Consider the following 17,309-nt stretch of genomic DNA (forward strand, 5'->3'; position numbering starts at 1 on the left):
AGAAGGCAGAAATCAAGCTGTACACCTTACGGTTTGAGCAATTTAATCGTGCGTACCTGCCCCGCCGTGCTAACCCGCAGGAACAGTAAACCCGCCGGCTGCTGGCCAACGCGCAGCGTCTGGCGCTCAATGGCTCCCGCAACCGGAATGGCCCGTTCGGTTACCAGACGGCCCTGGGCATCATTGATTTGCAAACGCAACGCCTGGTTTTCGGCCCCCTCAATCTCGATCTCGATCTGGTTCGAGACCGGATTTCCCAGAACTGTCACTTTCAGGCTGTTTCCTTCCGCCGAAGGAGAGGCAACCCGTCCGGATGGGGATGGGCAATTCAGGGTTTTGGGCGAATTTTTCAATTGGTAACTGGAATTCAGTACCCGCCCGCCAATGACGCGCGTCGTACCGGTTTTCAATCCCGCCGGTGTCGGAATGCTGAACGCGTGGAAACCGTTTCCTTTGCCTGCAGTTTTCAGATCCTGACGGAAATTGCTGGCTTCTACGATACCGACGCTATTGCCTCCTTCGAACAACTCTACCGTAATCGGAGCATTGGGCTGGTTTTTATCGTAAACCCAACCGGTCAGAATATCGCAGCTAACAGTTTGCAGAAAACCTTCAAAATTACCGGTTACCGGGGTTGGGGTTGGTCCACCTGTCACCACCAGCGTCACACTGGTAGAACTGGTCGTGGTTCCATCATCGGCCGTATAGTTCAACAGAAACGTTCCGGCAATGGTCGGTGTGCCACTCACCACCCGGGTATTTCCGTCGAAACTCAGGTTCGCCGGTAATCCGGTCAATCCATACGTTAACGGTTCGGAATCGGTAAAAGCCGGCAAAGCCCCGGACGTATACGCTTCATTTACCGTGGCCGAAAGCGGAGCCACGGAAGGAGCCACCGGAGCCGGATTCACGACGCCACACGTCAGTGATTTGGGCGAATTTTTCAGTTGAAAGCTGCTGTTCAACACAACGGCTTTCAGTACGTGCGTGGCACCGTCTTTGAGTGACTCGGGCGTTGGAATGCTGTAGGCGTGAATCCCGTTGCCTTTGTTGGCACTGAGCAAATCCTGACGGAATTTGTTGGCATCGACGATTACGACCAGTTCATCGCCTTCATACAGACCTACCTGCAAGGGCATATTGGGCTTATTTTTATCCCATACCCAGCCCGTCAGAATATCGCAATTGACGGTTTGCATGAAGCCTTCAAAGTTACCGGTCACCGTCGGAACGACCACGGTGGCCGTGGCGGTGAAGCTACAGCCCCCGCCAGCCGGTGTGCAGGTAGCCGTGTAGGTCGTGGTAGCAGTCAGAATTGGCGTGGTAAAGGAGGAGCCGGATTCGGCACCAGGATTCCAGGCCACGGTTCCGCCGTCACAACCGACGGCCGTCAACGATGCGGTTGTACCGGCATTGATGGTCTGGCTCGACGGCGTTGCCGTGAAGAGGGCCGCGATCACGGTTTGTCCGCCGGAAGCAGCCAACTGAGCCTGAGACGCCGACGAAAAAATGGCGGTTGGTCCGGAAACCGGACTCAGGTACGAAGCGCCTGCCGGGAATGTATTTTGGGAGGCCAGTCCGGCATAGGTAGCGGGGGTTCCGCCCGTTAGGGGATCCAGGGCGCGGTCGCGCTCAATGTAAGTACAATTGGTGCAGGCCGTGGCCAGGAACGTATTGCAGGTGACGCTCATGCCGGTTCCCCGCAAACGCAAGGCGGAGCGCGAAGTAGGCCCACCGGTCGATCCTGAAAAGGTATTGCCTTTGATGGTGGCCGTAGACGCTTCAACGTTTACCAGCAGGTTACCACCTTGTGATGTTCCGGCAATGCCCGTAAGCTGGTTGTCCGTAAAAGTCAGGTTAGAAATGTTAGCCCCGCTGGGTTTGCCGTTAAAAAAAACCAAGGCCCGGGCCACATTGGCGACCTCGAACTGATTGCCCAGACTGGGGTTGTCGCCGGTGAAGGTTTTGCCGGAGAAAATATTTCCACTTACCGTAATATTCGTAGCCTGATTGGCATCGCCATAGGTCGTGGCAAAAGCCAGATCGCCCATGGCAACAAATTCATTGTCTGTAATGGTAACAGTATTCAGCGTTCCTCTTAAAAATAGGGCCGCATTTTCGATTCCGGCACTTCCGTTGTCAAACCCCTGAATTGTAAACCCGCTCAGGGCGACTCCGGTAATGGTACCGTTGATCAACACCGTTGCCTCCGCACCTCCCGTTTGCCCCACAATGGTGGTGCTGGTTCGGCCCGCTCCCGTGATGGTAAGGCTTTTCGTAATGGTGATGTTCTCATTGTAGGTGCCTGCAGGTACGGCGATGACAGAAGCCGCCGGAGCAGCGTCGATCGCAGCCTGTATAGTGGCATAACTGCCGGAACCGTCGATGGTAATTTGGGCAAAAAGCCCGGGCGTAAGGCCCAGCAGCAACATCAATGACACGCCGAGAGCCTTCAGCCGACGGCATGAGCCAAGTGTACGATTTAAAGATTCAAAAAAGGTAAATGTTTTCATGGATAGGCCCTGATCAGGGATGGATGTTAGAGAAAAATGATGCAACAGCATGAGCAGGATACCGGACGGAATCCTGAATAGAGAGCGGTTGAGACAATGCCTCACAGTGTCCAGTGAGCGAGCCACTGGCCGGTATGGAAAGCCAATCCCGAAGGATACCGTTGAATTTTAGGCAATTAAACGGAAAGTACGTCCTGAATCAGGAGCAACAGCAAGGAGGAGGAGAACTGGTTGTGTTGGTGTAGTGTAGTTTCATGGGGGACAGAGTTAAGTGTGAGAATAGTCAATTTTATACCCGGATGTTACCAGATATGACCAATATTACACGTGTATTTTGTACTTTCAAAATAGTATTTATCAAATAACGGGTACCCCTTTACATTAAAATCCCTTAATTCTAATCTATATAATTGATTTTCAGACCATAAAATACATATTAACAGACAAATTATTTCTCATTTTTTGATACAAATATCCTTTCTGGCCAGCTCAAAAATCCCGAAAGAAAAAAGTCTTGTTAACGGTAGAGAATCCGTTTTGTCCTTTTCGTAACTTTGCCTTAACTTCATCTGAACGAAAAGCAACCTTCGGAAGTTACCTTCATAACAACCTAAAACACCAGGCATGAGCGACGCCATAAAGCACGAGTGCGGTATTGCCCTGATAAGGCTCCGCAAGCCGTACCAATATTATATCGATAAGTACGGCACTCATTTATACGGCATCAATAAACTGTACCTGCTGATGGAAAAACAGGTAAACCGGGGCCAGGACGGCGCCGGGGTTGCCAACATCAAAATTGACGTGCCGCCCGGCCACCGCTACATCAGCCGCTACCGCTCGGTAGCCAGCCAACCGGTCGCCGACATCTTCCAGAAGATCAACAAGAAATTCCGCAAAGCCCTGAAAAACAACAAGGAGAAAGCCCGCGATGCCCGCTGGCTTCAGGAAAACCTTGCGTTTACGGGGGAAGTGTGGATGGGTCACCTGCGATACGGGACACACGGAGCGAACGAAATTGAAAACTGCCACCCGATGCTCCGCCAGAACAACTGGCGCAGTCGTAACCTCGTGATGGCGGGCAATTTCAACATGACGAACGTCGAAGAACTCTTCGACAAACTGGTTTCGTTGGGTCAACACCCCAAGGATGAGGTCGATACGGTGACGGTCATGGAAAAAATCGGGCACTTTCTGGATGAAGAAAACCAGCGCGTGTTCGATCGGTTCAAGGGCATTTACGAAAATCCCGACCTGTCGGACATCATCGAGGATAACATGGACCTGCAACGCGTGTTGCACCGCTCCTGCCGGGATTTCGACGGCGGGTATTCGATGGTTGGCATGACGGGTTTCGGTGCTGCCTTTGTGGCCCGCGATCCGGCCGGTATTCGTCCGGCGTACTACTATGCCGATGACGAAGTGGTGGTGGTGGCTTCCGAAAAACCGGCCATCAAAACCGCTTTCAACGTTGAGTACAACCAGATTCAGGAGGTGAAGCCCGGACACGCGCTGATCATCGACAAGTATGGTGAGTACGACGAGTACGAATTCATCAAGCCGATTGAAAAACGGTCGTGTAGCTTCGAGCGGATTTATTTCTCCCGCGCTTCCGATCCCGACATTTACAACGAGCGTAAAATGCTTGGGAAACTGTTGATTCCGCAGATCTTGCAGGAAATCGATTACGATCTGGAGAACACGGTTTTCTCGTATATTCCCAACACCGCCGAAACGTCCTTCTTCGGCATGGTCGAGGGCCTGGAAGAATACCTGGCCAAACAGCGCAAGAAAGCCATCATGGACGGTATTCTGTTTGAACAGGATCTCGACCGGCTGCTGTCGTTCCGGCCCCGGATCGAGAAGCTCGTGTCGAAGGATGTCAAACTCCGGACGTTTATCACCGACGACTCCCAGCGGGATGAGATGGTGGCCCATGTGTATGACACGACTTTTGAAGTGATTCGCAAAGGGGTTGACAATGTGGTGGTTATCGACGACTCCATTGTTCGCGGGACGACGCTTGAAAAGAGCATTCTGAAAATGCTCGATCGGCTCGGTCCCAAGAAAATCATCATCGTTTCGTCGGCACCCCAGATTCGGTTCCCCGATTGCTACGGCATCGACATGTCGAAAATGAAGGAGTTTGTGGCTTTCCGGGCCACCTTGCAACTGCTGAAAGAAAGCGGTCTGGAAAACCGGGTCGATGAAGTATACGCGCAGTGTGTAGCCGCCATCGAATCCGGAAACGCATCCAACGTAAACTACGTCAAAGCATTGTACGATCCGTTTACGCACGATCAGATTTCCGATAAAGTCGCTGAGATTGTGACCCCGAAAGATCTGAAAGCCGACGTAGCGGTTATTTTCCAAACAGTCGAAAACCTCCGCAAGGCGTGTGCCAACCACTCCGGTGACTGGTATTTCACCGGAAATTATCCGACGCCAGGTGGCAACAGAGTCGTTAACAAAGCCTTCGTCAATTTTATGGAAGGCAAAGGCGTACGGGCATATTAAAAAGCCCGGAAAGCATCATAAAGTAAAAATGTAAAATGGCAAACGCCAAATGTAAAAGTAGCTTAACAGCAATCACTTTTACATTTGGCGTTTGCCATTTTACATTAATCATTTTTTCCAGCTTAGGCTGTTTACATTCTTCCCGATTTCCTTTCCGGTCATCAAACCGGTTTCGTTGTCTTGCCGGGTGTGAATACCGCCCAGATAACGCGAGTAGGCCGACTCCTCGGCGGCTTGCCAAAATGAAGTAAAACTCCGCGCTTTAAAATCCGTGTTGCGCTTCAAGTCCCGAACGCGGCTGACGTGTGAGTCATCCGTAAACGAAAATGACTCTCCGTATAGACCGCCCAAAACCGTGGCCGCAGCCGCCGATTGCGTGGCATGCCCGGAGGTATAGCCCGGAAAAGGCGGAGCGGGCCAGAACGGAATCCAGGCCGGATCGATGGCCCGGCGCACAAACGTGTAGGGACGTTCATTGTTGAACAGATATTTGCACTTCCAGCAAACCGTAAAAGCATCAGCCACGGCGAGGCCGGTGCGGGCGAGTGTTTCGGCGGCTTTCCCCAGATCGGTTTTGGCGGTCTGAATGGTAATCCGGGCCAGGTTATACGAATGGCCGGGGGGCGTAAAGGTTTCACTCGGATCGTCGGCCCACCAGATCGAAATTTCTTTTTCCGTCTGCGTCAGGGATTTGTTTTTGGTATACACTTCCAGGTACTGCGCAAAATACGGCGATGTGACATCCGCCGAAACCGGGAGCGGTTTCGGCATGGGCAGGTTCGCGTTCGCGGCCACAAACGTTCGGTTTTTGCCCCAGTAGGGTTGCATCGGAATCTTCCGCCCGTTCTCCGTAGTCTGCCACGAACCGTTGAAGAGCGGCACCTTAAAGTCGGCGGGAAAATTGCGGTTATAACCTTCGTGGCCGCCATCGGTTTTCGACCATTCAAAAACCGCGTCGGCGATCTGTCGGCCGAAGGCCACCGAGCGGTCCACGACCTCACTGCTGCCGGCTTCGGCTTTCACTTCCGTCAGTGTCAGAATCTCCAGCGAATCGATTTTCGCTTTGTTCGCATCACTGGTGTTGGCGAAAAGATTCCGCAGGATCTGAGCCTCTGCAGCGTTGGCCGAAATGGCCCAGTCGTACGCGGCTTTGGCGTCAGCCTGCGGCAAAGTGCTCAGTCCGCTGAGTTGCCCCGCCAGCGACCGACGTGTGGGTAAACCGGGCACAATGGCTTCATAGAGGGCTACTCCACCATAGCCCAGCGCCCGGGAAGCCACCGGCGGGGTGAATCCCGGCGTATTTCGAAGCAGGAACAGGTTCATCGCCGACCATCGCAAGGCCACTTCCGCGCTGTATTGGTCAGCGGTTTTGGCCTGTGGACTTACCGGATCGTCCTTCGTACTTTTCGTACAATTGGTCACCGCACTCAGTAAAAAAACACTGATAAGTATGTTATTTGCTTGTCTAATCAAATTTAACATTGTTAGATTTATCCATTTGAGAGTCATAGCCGTATTCGGTTGAGGGTAAAAAGGGAGGAGATCGGGGAGCTTCCCGACAACTCATATTAGCAAAAACGTTGCCAAAACCGGGTGGAGTTACGTACCTTTGAGTTATGCGTATTCCTGAGGAAACCATCGACCGAATCCGTCAGACCGCGGATATTATCGACGTAGTCAGTGATTATGTCTCGCTCAAAAAGCGGGGCCAGAACTGGATTGCCTGCTGCCCGTTTCACAACGAAAAGACGCCGTCGTTCAACGTTTCGCCCGTTCGTCAGATCTACAAATGCTTCGGCTGCGGCAAAGCGGGTGATCCGGTGCGGTTTGTGATGGACATCGAAAACATCGGTTATCCGGAAGCCCTGCGGCATCTGGCCAAAAAATATGGCATCGAAGTCGCCGAAGAACAACTGACGCCTGATGAACTGATCCGGCAAAATGAACGCGAGAGCCTGTTCATTGTCCTCAATTTTGCCAAAGACTTTTACCATTCGCACTTACTGAAGTCGGACGAAGGCCAGAGCATTGGCTTGAGCTATTTCCGCGAGCGGGGATTTCTGGACAATACCGTTCAATCGTTCGAACTGGGCTATAGTTCCGACCAGTGGGACGCACTGCTCCAGGAAGCGACGCGCCGGGGGTATCGCGCGGAACTGCTTGAAAAGGCGGGCCTGGTGTTATCGAAAGAAGGCGGCAAAACGTATGACCGGTTTCGGGGGCGGGTGATTTTTCCGATTCACAATGTCGCCGGCCGGGTGATTGCATTTGGGGCGCGAATTCTGAAAACGGATAAAAACCAGCCGAAGTACATCAACTCGCCCGAGACGGAAGTTTACCACAAAAGCCAGGTACTGTACGGTATTTTTCAGGCTAAGAATGCCATCCGACAGGAAGACATTTGTTACCTAACGGAGGGTTATACGGACGTGCTGTCATTGCACCAGGCGGGGATCAAAAATGTGGTGGCCTCGTCGGGTACGTCACTGACCATCGAGCAGATTCGACTGATCAGCCGGTTTACCCAAAACGTAACCATTTTGTATGACGGCGATGCCGCAGGGATCAAAGCCGCCCTGCGTGGGCTGGATATGGTGCTGGAAGAGGGCCTGAACGTCAGCGTGGCGACGTTTCCTGACGGCGACGACCCCGACAGCTACGTTCGGAAAGTAGGGGCAGAATCCTTTAAAAAATACCTCAGCCAGCACTCCAACGATTTCATTACGTTCAAGACCGACATTCTCCTGAAAGACGCGGGGGACAATCCGTTCAAACGGGCGGAGATTATCTCGGAAGTAATCCAGAGCATTTCCAAAATACCGGATCCAATCAAACGGCAGGTGTTTTTCCAGAAAACCGCCCGCCAGCTCCAGGTTGATGAGCAGACGTTGATTTCGGAAAGCAACCGAATGGTGCTCAGCCAGCAGAAACAGCAATCAAAGCAACAACAGGACAAGACGGCATCGCCCGGAAAAGCATCCGGCCCGGCAGCCATGCCCGGGGAACTGACGGAGATTCTGAATGATTTTTCGGTGGAAGCTCCCCCCATCGAGCGTCGGGCTGTCGATCCGCTGAATCCCAAAACCCGCTCTTCCCTCTCCTATCAGGAAGAAGAATGCGTTCGGCTACTGGTCAATTATGGCGCTCACGAACTGGAACCCGACATATCGGTTTGCCATTACATGCTGAGTGAACTGGGAACGATGGAATTTGTGACGCCCGTTTTCAACGAAATGCTGCGGGAAATTCGGGAGGGGTTTGTGGCCAACGAAATACGAACGGCTGACTACTTTCTGAAACATCAGAACCAGGAATACCAGCACCAGGTTATTGGTCTGGTTACGTTTCGACACCAGCTCAGTGAAAACTGGCTCAAGCACGAAATCTACGTTCCGACAGAAGTGGATAAATTAGCCGATGCCGCATTCTCCAATATCCTGCGATTGAAGAAGCTGGTGGCTGAACAACGGATGCGCGACATCAAGCAACAGATCGTTCAGGCGACCGACCCGGCAGAAAGCGACCGACTCATGGTAGAGTACATGCACTACAAGAAAGTAGACATCGAGATCGGTCGACTATTGGGAACCGTTATATCGTAACCTATGTGGACAGTTAGTAACAGACCTGGAGGAGTCGAAACCAACTGTCCACTTTATAGTAATGATACTCAGGCAGCCATGCTGTCTATTCTCGATATTTTCTTTACAAAGCGACGCAGAGTGTCCTGACTGACAGGCTTCGGCAGTTGGTGGTTGATTTGTTGCAGAGCCTGGCGGGGTTCTTTCGGAAACGTCATCATGGCCTGAATCACTTTCTCAACGTGCTGCTGATCGTCGGGATTCAATTTTGGTTTTAAACCGCGGCCGGGTTTATCCATTAAGCCCTGAACACCGTCTTCCTGCCAGCGATTCATCCAATTGTAAATACTGCGACGATCTACGGCGAACATATCCATCAATTCGCTAACCGTCAGACCGTAGTAGCTATACAGTACACACTGGCAACGTTTCTTCAAAACGTTGTTTTGGCTCTCACGAATCGTCTGACGGAGTTGCTCCACTTGTTGTCCAGTTAAATCCTTAACGTTCCGCATTGTTATCAATATTAGTAGTTCTATCCTTGTTTTCTGTGAATGACAAGTGAAAACTACGGCATCAATTTCGATCAAAAAAGTCATTTCGTACGGAATAACTACTTTTTCGCGTGAAATAACCAAATTTGCCGTATCTAGCGTTTGATTCTCTCTGTCGATTTCCGCGCGTTTACGAATTGCATCAACGACTACGAAGAGGTGGAACGACCGGTTCTCTATTTTGGTCATTTCACACAAAAAAGTATTGATTTCGATTGACCCAATGAATCAATTCGGCTAATTAAATTGTAGCTTCAAACGCAGGCTACTATCGCTTTACCATGAACAACACCAATTCAAAACCGGAATCGTCTTCTTCTTCGTTTTCATTGAAGCGAAAGGACTTTTCTATCCTGGTAGCCCAGGCTGAACTATTTAATTGTGAGGTACTTTGCCAGGTACTCAAGCAACAGGGGTACAATGTGGTTGGGAAAGCCATCGAAATGGAGGATACACTTCAGCAGATTCGGGTCAAGCAACCGCAGTGCGTCATTTTGGAATCAGAAATTTCCGGACGGCGTAGTGTAGACATTGTTCAGCAGGCCCGGACGAACAACCATAAAACCAAATTCATTCTGTATACCAGCAAACCGGATTTAAAACTGGTTGCCAACGCCATGCAGCAGGGGTTCTACGGTTTTTTATACGCGAATGACGGATTGGACGAACTCTACAAATGTTTTCAGACCATCAGTACGGGTGGATATTATTATAGCCCCGGTTTTTTACTTTTGCTAAAAAACTACGGAATGAACGTCATGACCGATGAGACGAAAGAGCAACTGGGCCGCCTGACGGGCCGGGAGCTTGAAATTCTTCGGTTGGTGGCGCAGGGGACAACCGGTCATGAAATTGCGGATCAGTTACACATCAGTTACCGGACCCTGGCGAATCATAAAACGAATATCGCGCAGAAGCTGGAGTTGGGGAGTTGCCGGAATCTGGCTCGTTACGGAATTTCCGTAAAAGAGTATCTTTGAAAATTTGCCGTAGCGAGTAAGAACAATAAAATCCAGGCTTTCCTGTGTGCTGTAAAGTTTACTAGATAATTTCGCTCTTTGGAGGGAGGTATTCGACCTCCTGGGCGGAGAAGCGTACCAGACGGTTTTTAAAATCCTGCAGCCGGGCTCGCGGCATGTCGGTTTCGTCGTTGTTGGGGGTTTGCATGCGAATGCTGTATTTACCATTCTCCCAATACGCGTAACTGGCTACGAAGCTGAGGTTGATAATGCAATTGCGTTTGGTTCGGAAAAACAGTTCGGGGTTCAGTTCCGCTTCCAGTTCGTTCATGGTTTTGGTAATGGAGAACCGGCCGGTGGGGTGAACAGCGTAATAGTACCGGTCTTCGGTTTCAAACCAGAAGCAATCCTGAACGGCCAAGATGGTTTCGCCAAAATTGTTTTTGCCTTTCAGGTGCGTCAGGAAAGCACCAGGCTGGGGAACGAGCGACTGAAAGGGATCCGGCGCTTCGCTGCTGCGTTTCCGTTGCCGGCGTTGTTCGAGAATATCGACCAGCAGCGACCCGTTGACGGCACCGTAGCCCATGATCAAAACCGGAATCAGGTAAAAGGAATAATATTTTAGGCTATACGTACCCTGGATGTAATTACCCAGGTACAGTTCGAGGTCATAATTAGGGAAGTTTACCAACAGATAGCGCACGGTTTGCGTTACCGGGTTAAACAGGAAAAAAGCGACCAGCATGACGGGTAAAATTTTTACCTCGTAATTGAGTATGTTCCGGGGGGTCAGTTCGATTTTTTTGATTCGGCAGGCTTCGTGGTAAATATTCAGCAGCATCAGCAGGATAACCAGGGTTGAAATTTCCGGCAGGATTCCGCCCCGCAGGAAAATCCAGAGGTAGCCTAGTAAACCGCCGTATTCTTCCACTTTCACTAATTTCTTTTCAAACGCAAAGAGCCAGTTGAAGGCTTCGAACGTAAATACAGCCAATAGCAGAATACTGAGACTCTTGAAGGGTCTTCTTATATACTTCAGATTTAGCGGTACTTCGGTCATTGCTACCCCAATCATGTTCTCACTTCTTGAACTGTGCTAAATTACTAACAATAAATAGTAACTAGTTACTAAAGCCGCATAATATTTTAGCCAAAAGTTGCCATTCTTTTGCCTATGCCGAGCCGGTACTTTTGTATCAGTCAATCGGCCAAATAATCCCGGGCAAAACAGACCGATTGATGACTGACAATTTAATCACTCTAACAGCATCTATCGCATCTTTCGCCATGAAAAAGAACTTTGTTATCAACTCAGCTAAGCAATTATTGAATTCTGCTACTACCAACCTGAACGTTATCGCTAAAAATGAAACCAGCGACCGCATCCTTTTAGCCGGTAAGGCCGACAAAGATGGTGAAGTTTGCTGCAACTGGTGGCCTTCATTCCACGGTCTGCAACCAAACGCAACGGATCAACTGGCTCTTTCTTAATCTTACTTTACCATGAGCAACTTCGTGCATCAATATCAGCGGGAATTGGATCGTTGTCGCCAACAGTTCGAATCCCTGGATCTCCGGAAAGAAAAAGGGTACCTCTTCAAATTTACTACGTTCTCGGCCAGTGTCCAGAACATTCTGCCTGAGATTCCGATAGAAAAGCACGAAGACCTTTTTCAGAAATTGTTACTTCAACAGGTTTATACCACCTTCGATCAGCAATTTTTGACCGCCAATGACCTGGTTCAAACGAAAGGGCCGATTCGGAAACTGGTAAACAGCCAACACCCGAATATTTACTGCACTTTCCACCTGGGTTCTTACCGCCTGCTGACCACCTATTTGTATCGAAACGGCATTGATGTGGCCCTCCTGGTCAGCAGGGGCACTTATCAGGAACAGGGTAAAGACATCTGGGCCACCATCAAAGGTCTTCAGAAAAAGCACAACTTAACCAACTCGTTCCAAATTCTGGACGCTGAGCAGACGTCATCGACGCTGCAGGTCATCCGTGAATTGCGGGCTGGAACCTCCCTGGTCATCTTTATCGACGGCGTAACCAGTACGACTGGGCTAAACCGTCAGGAAGATAAAGAAGTTCAGGTGCGCTTTGGAGCCAAAAATGTGTGGGCCCGCAAAGGGGTCGGATTCCTGTCTTATGTAACCAAGACGCCCATTGTTCCGGTGATCAGTTACCGGGAAAAAAATCTGAACAACGTATTATCATTTCTCGATCCTATTGTTCCGGAAGCTGATTGTGACCGCGAAACGTACTGTCGATTGAGCCTTCAACACCTCTACGATTCTTTCTGGCAGTACTTGACCAGGTATCCGGAACAGTGGGAAGGATGGAATTACATTCATAAATTCCTCGATCAGCACGAATTGGAACAACAGGCCGATTCGTATCAACCACCCAGGCCGCGACCCAAAAAACGGGTCGCCTTCAATCAGGAGCGGTATTCTATCTGCGATTTGGAAGATTCACCCATCCTGTTTGACCGCCGGTTGTATGTCACGTACGAAATTTCGACCGACCTTCGTGACTTTTTGCTTCAGGTTGGCACCATCGAGACCCCTGAAGAAGTGCTGGGCACGGACATGTATCTCGACTTGCTTTCCAAGCAAATTATTGCCTGAGTACCCTACAATACTAGTTTAGTCTTTTCTTGTTTTCAATTGTAAAAGTCGGATCTGCGGACATCTGTTCAGATCCGACTTTTTTATTGAACTATCCTAACAATTCACTAGACTAAAATAATGCTGGCACAAATTTTGTAACCATTTAACTACAAAATTATCGATTTGTTTGTCTGCTAATTAACAGTATCCCAGACCCGCAATTCTTTAATTATATAGTGGTTAAATAATAAAAATCCTATTTAACATTTATTTTACGTGTAAAACTCTTGCTTTATAACAATTCTCATTATATTTGAATAATTGTTCGTTAAAGACAAGCGTCGAGAATGGCTCAGAATTTTGACTGATAATTCTCTTTTGCACAGCGTAGAAATACCGAATAATCCATAAGGAGGTTTTAGTCTGCCTCCTGAGTATCCAGTGAATCAATTGCCGACTTCATACCCTGAAGTTACTACTCTCTGTCAATCATACCTCTATTTCAACGGCTGTTGAAATACTCAAAAAATCACTGTTTGTTTCCGTCTTTAGAGAAGTACGGTAACCTTCGACATGATTGGTGAGCAGGCACGATGTGCCTTACTAACTAACGGTCGAAAGGTTCTGTTCCGAAGTAATCGGCGTATAACTCTCTGCGGCAGTAATAGCGGGAAAGCTCAATTGCAAAAGAGTCAGAATCTTTGCGAGCGTCCCGTCACGCTGCCAGCGACGAAAGCGATCATAGATGGTTTTCCAGGAGCCGTACCGTTCGGGCAGATCGCGCCAGGGCGCACCGGAATTCAAAATCCAAAGGATCCCATTAATGGATTGGCGATGAGACCGCCACGGACGTCCGGGACGATTGTTGGAGGGCATCATGTCCTTTAATTTCTCCCACTGTGAGTCGGTCAATTCATACTTACGCATGGCAATAGGAACAAGAGATAGAGATTAAAACAGGTTGATTTAACTAAGTAACTGCAAAAATAAATTCATGTTTCAAAAAATATCGGAGCGTAATCGTACGACCAATGACCTGGTAAAAAACCATCAGGAAGTCTGATAACTAATTCGATGTCGAAAAATGAGAAAATATTTTTGCATTTCCTAAATTCATCCGTCAAAAATTTAGGATACGGTAGGTATTTTATGGATAATGAGGTAAAAAATATGCGAAATTATTTCTGCTGTTCTCCCTGGTTTTCTGCACAAAGCAAGCAGTAGCGGGGTATTTGGGAGCAATTGCGTATCGGTTTGGGGTCTTTTCTGTCGGACAACTCGACAAATACAGTAAGTACTTAATTTATTGATCGAAAATCACAACGTATGAAGAATTGGAATTCTCTGGCACTCTGTTTCATGATCATTGCTTTCTCGTCCTGCATCTCACAAAAACAGATCACCTATTTTCAAAGCCCGGTAGCTGACAGTACGGCAGTGGCCGAAGAAATAACGAACAAATATATCCCCACCATTCAACCCAATGATTTATTAGGCATCAACGTCAACAGCCTGAACCCGGAAGCCAGCAGTTTTTTCAATCCGTATGCTGCGGCAGAACGGGTACCCACTTTTCAAACGGTGAACGGGCAGGTTCCGGTTACGGCGGTTGTGGGATATCTGGTCGATACGCAGGGACAGGTTCAATTGCCGCTGGTGGGAAAAATAAAAGTACTGGGACTCACCTCCGCCGGTGCGCAGGAATTGATTCAGGAAAAGCTGAAGAATTACCTGAAAGAACCTACGGTGGCCGTCCGGTTTCTGAATTTTAAAGTGTCGGTGCTGGGTGAAGTAACCCGACCGTCGATGTTCAGCGTTCCGAATGAGCAAATGACCTTGACGGAAGCCTTGAGTCTGGCCGGCGACATTACCATCTACGGCCGACGGGACAATGTCATGGTCATTCGGGAGACGAACGGAAAGCGGGAATTTGGCCGGGTCAACATGAACCAGCGTGATCTGTTCAAGTCACCGTTTTATTACCTGCATCCCAACGATGTCATTTACGTAGAACCGGGGAAAGCCCGTCTGGCCTATGCCGATCGCTTTTACACCATTCTGCCATCCATCATCGGCGCGCTATCCCTGATCGCAGTGATCATCCGCCGGTAAGTAACGCATACCCCGAGCAGCCAACCCCATTGGGTCAACTGCCAAACGATAATACCTATTTACTCAACAACGTTATGATCACAACTCCGTATGTTTACCACCAGCAGGAGGAAAAAGAACCTGACCTTCGGCTGATCATCTTCCGGTATCTGAAAAACTGGAAATGGTTTTTGCTCTCGCTCGTCGTGGCGCTGGCCATCGGGTATGCGTACCTGCAATACCAGGTTCCGATCTACAAAGTACAAAGCAGTATTTTGATTAAGGACGAGAAGAAAGGGATTTCGGCCGACAACATCATGAAAGAAATGGATCTTTTCACGGATTCAAAGGTGGTCGAGAATGAAATCGAAATTCTGAAGTCTTACACGATCATGGAAAAGGTGAACGACGCGCTGGCGCTGGATGTCTCCTATTTCCACGACACGCCGGTTGGCGAGCGGGAGATTTATAAAGACTCTCCATTCCGTCTGGTTGTCGAACAACCCAAACCACTCTTATACGAAGATGGCTTCAAAGTGGAGTTTGTAGATCCTGCCACGGTTAAAATCGGCGAAAAGAAATACTCTGTCAACCAAAGTCTGAACACCGAATTTGGCCGGATCCGGATTTTTCCAAAAGCGGGTGCCAAGCTCGACAAGGAGCCCGTTATTGTTCACGTGGCTCCCAAACAGGAAATCATTCAAAAGTTTGTTGAAGATCTAAAAGTAGAAGCCACCAGCAAGCAGTCAACGGTTCTGATTTTGAGCATGGAAACGGCGGTACCCGAAAAAGGGCGTAACATCCTCGACAAAATTGTTGAAGAATACAATGATGCCGCTCTGAAAGACAAAAACCTGGTAGCGGCCAATACCTTGGATTTCATCGAAGAACGGTTGAAACTCATCTCCGGTGAACTGGCAACGGTAGAACGGGATGTAGAGAGTTACAAATCAGCCGAGGGAATTACGGATATCAGTACTGAATCGCAGATTTTTCTGCAAAACGTTCAGCAGAATGATGCCCAATTGAGCCAGGTCAATATTCAGTTGGGTGCCTTGGAAGACGTCGAAAAGTACGTTCGCAGTAAAGAGGGTGAGCGAGGCTCCGCGCCTTCTACCTTAGGCCTGACCGACCCTACTCTTTTAGGGCTGATCGCCAAGGTGTCGGAACTGGAACTGCAACGCGAAACACTGGTAAAAACCACCTCGGAAAACAACCCCATTCTGCGTTCACTGGATGAGCAAATCCGGACCACCAAATCGAACATCACCGATAACATCCAGACGATGAAGAACATCATGACGGGCACCCGCCAGAAGTTGATGGCTCACAATCGCAAGTTTGAATCGATGATTCGGTCGGTACCCCGCAAAGAACGCGCGCTGCTCGACATCACGCGCCAACAGGCCATCAAGAACAACCTGTATACCTATTTGCTGGCCAAACGCGAAGAAACCGCACTGTCGTATGCATCGGCCATTGCCGATAGCCGCACGATCGATATGGCTCGCAGCGGCAGCAAGCCCATTAAACCCAAAAAGACCCTGGTATTCTTGTTATTTGGAGCGTTGGGTTTGTTGATTCCGGTTGGTGCTTTCGCCACCCGCGACATGCTGAACAACCGGATTGGCAAGCGCACGGACATTGAAGAACTGACGAGTACGCCGATTGTCGGCGAAATCTCCTACGCCAAGCATAAATTCCCGCTGGTGGTTACGTCCAGCAGCCGGTCGATTGTGGCGGAGCAAATCCGGGCGCTGCGAACCAATTTGCAATTCCTGCGCTCCAACAACGAAAGTCTGGCCATCCTGTTTACGTCCAGCATCAGTGGGGAAGGAAAATCATTCATCTCGCTCAACCTCGGAGCCAGCCTGGCGCTCATCGACCGACCGACAGTTATTCTGGAAATGGACTTACGCCGTCCGAAATTGCACTCCATGCTGGACATGCCCAACACCGTCGGAATCAGCAACTTCCTGGTCGGTCAGGTAACCCTCGATGAAATTCTGCAACCCGTTCCGGGCATGGCGAACTACTTCATCCTGACCAGCGGCCCCATACCGCCTAACCCGGCTGAGCTTCTGGTGAGTGACAAAGTGGATGATCTATTTCTCCAACTGCGTGAGCGCTTCCAGTACATCATCGTGGATTCACCGCCGATTGGTCTGGTTACCGACGCTCAGATTCTGGCCGACAAAACCGATGCCACCATGTACGTCGTCCGGCACGATGTAACGCCCAAGCAGCACATGAAAATGGTGGACGTCATGTATAAGGAACAACGCTTCCGGAAGTTGAGCCTGATTCTGAATTCGATCAACGAAGGAACGGGCTACGGATATGGCTACGGCTACGGCTATGGTTATGGCTATGGTTCCGGAGGCTACTACGAACAGGATCCCATCGCTAAAAAATCCTTTCTGAAGCGGTTGCTTCCCGGCAACAAACCGGCCTGATTGACCTACCAATTACTTG

General features: G+C 49.5%; 12 protein-coding genes. 7 read left to right on the top strand and 5 right to left on the bottom strand.

Features of this window, described 5'->3' with window-relative positions:
- Nucleotides 1–26 precede the first annotated feature (26 nt).
- Complete coding sequence (locus ACO064_RS11605; protein ID WP_421827529.1) at nucleotides 27–2,513, bottom strand: pectinesterase family protein; 2,487 nt, start codon at nucleotides 2,511–2,513, stop codon at nucleotides 27–29.
- Between the two features lie 624 nt (nucleotides 2,514–3,137).
- On the opposite strand from ACO064_RS11605, the gene ACO064_RS11610 reads away from it, so the two are divergent.
- Entirely contained in the window at nucleotides 3,138–5,030 is a 1,893-nt protein-coding gene (locus tag ACO064_RS11610; RefSeq protein WP_421827530.1) for an amidophosphoribosyltransferase, read from the top strand.
- 108 nt (nucleotides 5,031–5,138) lie between these two features.
- Here ACO064_RS11610 and ACO064_RS11615 read toward each other — a convergent pair whose 3' ends face one another.
- Nucleotides 5,139–6,512 (bottom strand): vanadium-dependent haloperoxidase, encoded by a 1,374-nt coding sequence (locus ACO064_RS11615; RefSeq protein WP_421827531.1) that lies wholly within the window; start codon nucleotides 6,510–6,512, stop codon nucleotides 5,139–5,141.
- 134 nt (nucleotides 6,513–6,646) lie between these two features.
- Between ACO064_RS11615 and dnaG the strand changes: the two genes are divergently transcribed.
- Entirely contained in the window at nucleotides 6,647–8,632 is a 1,986-nt protein-coding gene (dnaG, locus tag ACO064_RS11620; RefSeq protein WP_421827532.1) for a DNA primase, read from the top strand.
- Between the two features lie 68 nt (nucleotides 8,633–8,700).
- On the opposite strand, the gene ACO064_RS11625 is transcribed toward dnaG, so the two are convergent.
- Complete coding sequence (locus tag ACO064_RS11625) at nucleotides 8,701–9,354, bottom strand: helix-turn-helix domain-containing protein (RefSeq protein ID WP_421827533.1); 654 nt, start codon at nucleotides 9,352–9,354, stop codon at nucleotides 8,701–8,703.
- A 92-nt stretch (nucleotides 9,355–9,446) separates the two neighbouring features.
- Here ACO064_RS11625 and ACO064_RS11630 point away from each other — a divergent pair, with 92 nt between their 5' ends.
- The gene (locus ACO064_RS11630) at nucleotides 9,447–10,145 is read left to right on the top strand and encodes a helix-turn-helix transcriptional regulator (RefSeq protein WP_114406865.1); all 699 of its coding nucleotides are present in this window, start codon (nucleotides 9,447–9,449) and stop codon (nucleotides 10,143–10,145) included.
- Nucleotides 10,146–10,206: 61 nt separating this feature from the next.
- On the opposite strand, the gene ACO064_RS11635 is transcribed toward ACO064_RS11630, so the two are convergent.
- Nucleotides 10,207–11,199, bottom strand: coding sequence for a LytTR family DNA-binding domain-containing protein (locus ACO064_RS11635; RefSeq protein ID WP_114406864.1), 993 nt, complete (start codon nucleotides 11,197–11,199; stop codon nucleotides 10,207–10,209).
- Between the two features lie 164 nt (nucleotides 11,200–11,363).
- Here ACO064_RS11635 and ACO064_RS11640 point away from each other — a divergent pair, with 164 nt between their 5' ends.
- Both ACO064_RS11640 and ACO064_RS11645 read left to right on the top strand, forming a co-directional pair.
- Nucleotides 11,364–11,615 carry a hypothetical protein gene (locus ACO064_RS11640; RefSeq protein WP_114406863.1) on the top strand — a complete coding sequence of 84 codons (252 nt, stop codon included), beginning with the start codon at nucleotides 11,364–11,366 and terminating at the stop codon, nucleotides 11,613–11,615.
- 12 nt (nucleotides 11,616–11,627) lie between these two features.
- Nucleotides 11,628–12,761 carry a hypothetical protein gene (locus tag ACO064_RS11645; protein ID WP_114406862.1) on the top strand — a complete coding sequence of 378 codons (1,134 nt, stop codon included), beginning with the start codon at nucleotides 11,628–11,630 and terminating at the stop codon, nucleotides 12,759–12,761.
- A gap of 585 nt (nucleotides 12,762–13,346) precedes the next feature.
- Here the strand turns inward: ACO064_RS11645 and ACO064_RS11650 are convergent.
- Nucleotides 13,347–13,670 carry a transposase gene (locus ACO064_RS11650; protein WP_114406861.1) on the bottom strand — a complete coding sequence of 108 codons (324 nt, stop codon included), beginning with the start codon at nucleotides 13,668–13,670 and terminating at the stop codon, nucleotides 13,347–13,349.
- A 399-nt stretch (nucleotides 13,671–14,069) separates the two neighbouring features.
- Here ACO064_RS11650 and ACO064_RS11655 point away from each other — a divergent pair, with 399 nt between their 5' ends.
- Both ACO064_RS11655 and ACO064_RS11660 read left to right on the top strand, forming a co-directional pair.
- Complete coding sequence (locus ACO064_RS11655) at nucleotides 14,070–14,855, top strand: polysaccharide biosynthesis/export family protein (RefSeq protein WP_138995134.1); 786 nt, start codon at nucleotides 14,070–14,072, stop codon at nucleotides 14,853–14,855.
- 74 nt (nucleotides 14,856–14,929) lie between these two features.
- Nucleotides 14,930–17,290 (top strand): GumC family protein, encoded by a 2,361-nt coding sequence (locus tag ACO064_RS11660; RefSeq protein ID WP_421827534.1) that lies wholly within the window; start codon nucleotides 14,930–14,932, stop codon nucleotides 17,288–17,290.
- Nucleotides 17,291–17,309 lie beyond the last annotated feature (19 nt).

Origin of the sequence: Larkinella sp. (assembly GCF_965227735.1) — a bacterium.
In the GTDB taxonomy this organism is placed as follows: domain Bacteria; phylum Bacteroidota; class Bacteroidia; order Cytophagales; family Spirosomataceae; genus Larkinella.

Coding starts and splice junctions, on each gene's coding strand:
- ACO064_RS11605 (WP_421827529.1), bottom strand. CDS start 2,513: ATGAAAACATTTACCTTTTTTGAATCTTTAAATCGTACACTTGGCTCA.
- ACO064_RS11610 (WP_421827530.1), top strand. CDS start 3,138: ATGAGCGACGCCATAAAGCACGAGTGCGGTATTGCCCTGATAAGGCTC.
- ACO064_RS11615 (WP_421827531.1), bottom strand. CDS start 6,512: ATGTTAAATTTGATTAGACAAGCAAATAACATACTTATCAGTGTTTTT.
- dnaG (WP_421827532.1), top strand. CDS start 6,647: ATGCGTATTCCTGAGGAAACCATCGACCGAATCCGTCAGACCGCGGAT.
- ACO064_RS11625 (WP_421827533.1), bottom strand. CDS start 9,354: ATGACCAAAATAGAGAACCGGTCGTTCCACCTCTTCGTAGTCGTTGAT.
- ACO064_RS11630 (WP_114406865.1), top strand. CDS start 9,447: ATGAACAACACCAATTCAAAACCGGAATCGTCTTCTTCTTCGTTTTCA.
- ACO064_RS11635 (WP_114406864.1), bottom strand. CDS start 11,199: ATGATTGGGGTAGCAATGACCGAAGTACCGCTAAATCTGAAGTATATA.
- ACO064_RS11640 (WP_114406863.1), top strand. CDS start 11,364: ATGACTGACAATTTAATCACTCTAACAGCATCTATCGCATCTTTCGCC.
- ACO064_RS11645 (WP_114406862.1), top strand. CDS start 11,628: ATGAGCAACTTCGTGCATCAATATCAGCGGGAATTGGATCGTTGTCGC.
- ACO064_RS11650 (WP_114406861.1), bottom strand. CDS start 13,670: ATGCGTAAGTATGAATTGACCGACTCACAGTGGGAGAAATTAAAGGAC.
- ACO064_RS11655 (WP_138995134.1), top strand. CDS start 14,070: ATGAAGAATTGGAATTCTCTGGCACTCTGTTTCATGATCATTGCTTTC.
- ACO064_RS11660 (WP_421827534.1), top strand. CDS start 14,930: ATGATCACAACTCCGTATGTTTACCACCAGCAGGAGGAAAAAGAACCT.